Origin of the sequence: Endozoicomonas sp. ONNA1, assembly GCF_024606325.1 — a bacterium.
GTDB lineage: Bacteria > Pseudomonadota > Gammaproteobacteria > Pseudomonadales > Endozoicomonadaceae > Endozoicomonas_A.
This window is the reverse complement of record NZ_JAHHPN010000896.1, coordinates 1-2,107: the sequence shown is the minus strand read 5'-3', so window position 1 is coordinate 2,107 and position 2,107 is coordinate 1. Positions and strand designations below refer to the sequence as shown.

Genomic DNA, 2,107 nt, shown 5'->3' with positions numbered 1-2,107 from the left:
AGGAGATCAGACAAAACATCACTGGCTTCATACAAAGCGTAAACGCCCTCTTCCAAAAGCAGAACACTGTCGCCGACATTCAGAGCTCTCAGACAAAGCTCCAGAGGTTGTCCGGCTTTATTGACCGTATGCAAAGTAGCCATCAGAAATTCAATACCTTATCTTGCTGAGCCAGGAAAGATGCCACTGCGTTCCCTTCCAGAAGCGTGTACAGGGGTAACAACTGCTCTGGATCAAGATGACGTTCTGCCAGCGATTCTCCATCCACATAAACCGTTTCAATCCCATAGAGTTCGAGAGATTGGAACAGGGATGAAAGTTTTTTCTTTTCCAGCTGTCCGGGAGATTGTCCGTTCAATATCTGATAAACACCATCACCCATCAGCAACAGACTGGTTGGGATCTCACAGGAAGCAGAAACCAGGGCAGCGTCCAGCGCTTCTCTGGCAAACTGGCCACGGTAAGGGGCCTGAGTTGAAACAATGCAAATAGATTGACTCATGATCAGTCTCCAAAAGTCACCAGACGATCAGCTTCAACGGTCGCTTCGAGTAACTGACCTAATCCCGAGAGTTCATACCCCTCCCTGAGATTACTGGCTGGCAGTTCATACCTTTCAGCTTCTTCAGTATTCACCACGCCTCTGCGAAGAGCCGCTGCGATGCAGACTACCGCATCAATACCCTGCTCTGTGATCAGCTTTTGCCATTGCTCCGGCAGATTCACCTCATCCTGTGGCGGTGAAACCAGGCTGGAAGCATTGTGCACTCCATCCTGATAAAAAAAGACTCGAATGATCTCATGGCCCGCAGCCAACAAAGCCCTGGCAAAAGAAAGTGCTGTCAGAGAAGACTGCCCGGTACCGGAAGCACCGTAGACAGCCAGTGCATATTTCATTCACAGACTCCCATCTACAAAAAATTTCTATAACCGTCACTGGTGCAAAAAAAATACCCCGGGAATACCGAGGTATTTTCATAAATTACTGAATACTTAGTCGTCAGACATGCCCAGCAGAGAGAGCAGAGCAGTAAACAGGTTGTAGATATTCAGGTAGAGAGAGACGGTAGCGCGGATGTAGTTGGTTTCGCCGCCGTGGATGATACGGCTGGTGTCAAACAGGATGAAGCCGGACATCAACAGCACAATAGCAGCAGACAGAGCCATGGATGCCGCCGGGATCTGGAAGAAGATCAGGGCGATACTGGCAATCACGGCCACAATCAGGCCCACCATCAGGAAGCCCCCCATAAATGAGAAGTCCTTGCGGGTAACCAGTACGTAGGCTGAGAGGGCAAAGAACACAGCGGCTGTTCCGCCCAGAGCCTGCATCACCAGAGAAGGACCATTAGGCAGTGCCAGATAGAAGTTCAGCATAGGCCCAAGGGCAGCACCCAGAACGCCGGTGAAAGCAAAAACAGCCACCAGACCTTTGCCTGAGTCAGCGGTTTTATTGACAACAAAAATCAGACCAAAACCTACCAGGCTAAGCACCAGGGCAGTGATACGACTGATTTCCAGCGCCATAGCCACACCCGCAGTAAAAGCACTGAACAGCAGTGTCATACCTAGCAACAGGTAGGTGTTGCGCAAAACACTATTGATTTCAATGCCGCTGCCAACCTGTGTCGGCCTTGACGCTAAAACGGTAGATTTGCGTTCCATTTTTTATTCCTCGCATTGGGGCTTATATAGGGAGTATACCAGAGCTGAACACACCGGCTATATCGAGATTCTCTTTTTACAGGATGCCCACAGTACCCCGAAGGCGTTACAAAAACGTAACAGCCGTTACTTTTAACCGGTGCCATTCCGTAAAGATTTTTCCAATCAGGAGATATTCTTTGGTTTTCAAGGGTTTGACAGTTGATCGTTTTCAGGTAATATTCAATCCCGTTGCTGCGGAGGGATGGCTGAGCGGTTGAAAGCACCGGTCTTGAAAACCGGCGTGGGTTAATAGCCCACCCAGGGTTCGAATCCCTGTCCCTCCGCCACTTCTCAAAGTGCAGTAACATCCTCGGGTAACACTTGGTATAAATCGAGCTGTTGCCGTGTTCGTTGCTGCACTTTCAAACCTCTTCAGGTGGGTTGGCTGAGCGGTTGAAAG

At 49.5% G+C, this 2,107-nt stretch carries 4 protein-coding genes and 1 tRNA gene; 1 reads left to right on the top strand and 4 read right to left on the bottom strand.

Going from position 1 to position 2,107, the window contains the following annotated elements; translation table 11 throughout:
* From KDK19_RS24625 to KDK19_RS21145, 4 genes are all read right to left on the bottom strand, one after another.
* Window positions 1-143: DsrH/TusB family sulfur metabolism protein (locus KDK19_RS24625; protein ID WP_368736482.1), on the bottom strand; the 143-nt coding region annotated here is incomplete at its 3' end.
* Entirely contained in the window at window positions 143-502 is a 360-nt protein-coding gene (gene tusC / locus KDK19_RS21155) for a sulfurtransferase complex subunit TusC (RefSeq protein WP_257292884.1), read from the bottom strand. The genes KDK19_RS24625 and tusC, both read right to left, overlap by 1 nt.
* Window positions 503-504: 2 nt before the next feature.
* A complete protein-coding gene (gene tusD, locus KDK19_RS21150) occupies window positions 505-897 on the bottom strand; it encodes a sulfurtransferase complex subunit TusD (protein WP_257292883.1) in 393 nt (130 codons plus the stop codon).
* Window positions 898-993: 96 nt separating this feature from the next.
* On the bottom strand, window positions 994-1,665 hold the full coding sequence (locus tag KDK19_RS21145; protein WP_257292882.1) for a Bax inhibitor-1/YccA family protein: 672 nt from the start codon (window positions 1,663-1,665) through the stop codon (window positions 994-996).
* Between the two features lie 238 nt (window positions 1,666-1,903).
* On the opposite strand from KDK19_RS21145, the gene KDK19_RS21140 reads away from it, so the two are divergent.
* Window positions 1,904-1,994, top strand: a tRNA-Ser gene (locus tag KDK19_RS21140).
* Window positions 1,995-2,107: the final 113 nt, after the last annotated feature.

Coding starts and splice junctions, on each gene's coding strand:
- tusC (WP_257292884.1), bottom strand. CDS start 502: ATGAGTCAATCTATTTGCATTGTTTCAACTCAGGCCCCTTACCGTGGC.
- KDK19_RS21145 (WP_257292882.1), bottom strand. CDS start 1,665: ATGGAACGCAAATCTACCGTTTTAGCGTCAAGGCCGACACAGGTTGGC.
- tusD (WP_257292883.1), bottom strand. CDS start 897: ATGAAATATGCACTGGCTGTCTACGGTGCTTCCGGTACCGGGCAGTCT.